The following is a 371-nucleotide window of genomic DNA, read 5'->3' as shown; positions in this document are numbered from 1 at the left end:
TCCGAATGCCCACCCCTCGCGGTGGTCTCCAAAGGCCCTCGAAGTTCCCGCTTCGTGGGCCTTTTGCTTTGCCTAGGTTACGTCACCGTCTTTAGCTCCTTACGAACAAAGGCTGCCTCGAGGGCACGGTTGATGGCCTCCTGTCGGGATCTGAAGAGGCCATGCTCAACGGCCTCATCAATCGCAGCGCCAATCTGCTGGGGAACCCACACATTCATCTCCCGGTCGCCCCGCTCACGACGGGCTCTCCTGAGGCGTTGTACGGCGTCACTTCCCTTCGCGGTTGGCATGGTGGTCACCTGTTACTCTCGTGGCGATTTCGAGAAATGACCGATTCTGAGGTGGCTGTGGAGTCGGGCGTCAAGAATCTA

General features: G+C 59.0%; 1 protein-coding gene. It reads left to right on the top strand.

Annotated features, from left to right (window positions below):
- Positions 1 to 161 precede the first annotated feature (161 nt).
- Positions 162 to 371 (top strand): hypothetical protein (locus tag LG661_RS24970; RefSeq protein ID WP_230534676.1); only part of this gene is annotated, 210 nt, incomplete at its 3' end.

It is taken from the genome of Microvirga roseola, from assembly GCF_020866965.1.
GTDB lineage: Bacteria > Pseudomonadota > Alphaproteobacteria > Rhizobiales > Beijerinckiaceae > Microvirga > Microvirga roseola.
Note: the sequence above shows the minus strand (reverse complement) of the source record. Positions and strands in the feature narration are given on the sequence as shown.